This window comes from Rhodococcus sp. R1101 (genome assembly GCF_000278445.1).
Lineage (GTDB): Bacteria > Actinomycetota > Actinomycetes > Mycobacteriales > Mycobacteriaceae > Rhodococcus > Rhodococcus gordoniae.
On record NZ_AJVB01000923.1, the window covers coordinates 1 to 538 of the forward strand.

Annotated in this window: 1 protein-coding gene; it reads left to right on the top strand. The window is 69.9% G+C overall.

Features of this window, described 5'->3' with window-relative positions; genetic code table 11:
- On the top strand, positions 1-538 hold a 538-nt coding region (locus tag R1101_RS0125250), incomplete at both ends, for a 4'-phosphopantetheinyl transferase family protein (RefSeq protein ID WP_016935858.1).

A 538-nucleotide genomic window follows, 5' to 3' on the forward strand; every position in this document is an offset into this window, starting at 1 on the left:
AGCCGAGTTGTTCGAGGACCCACCGGGACTGCGGCCTCATCCTCAGGAGGAGCCGCTCGTGGCGCGGGCGGTGGACAAGCGGCGACGTGAGTTCGCCGGTGCCCGCCACTGTGCTCGGCAGGCCATGCGCACCCTCGGCGTCGACCCCGCGCCGGTGCTGCGCGGAGAGAACGGCGATCCGATCTGGCCGCGCGGCGTCGTCGGCAGCCTCACCCATTGCGACGGCTATCGCGGTGCCGTGCTGGGCTATTCGCTGCAGATCCGCTCGCTGGGCATCGACGCCGAACCGCACGACGTGCTCCCCGACGGGGTACTGCCCGCGGTGAGCCTCGAACCCGAACGGCAATGGCTCGCTTCGGCCGGCGACGACCTGCACTGGGACCGCCTGCTGTTCTGTGCCAAGGAGGCCACCTACAAGGCGTGGTTCCCACTCACGCGACGGTGGCTGGGCTTCGAGGACGCCCACATCACGTTCGAACGCGACACCAGCGCGGACGCGACGACCGGTACCTTCCACTCGCGGTTGCTCGTTCCGGGA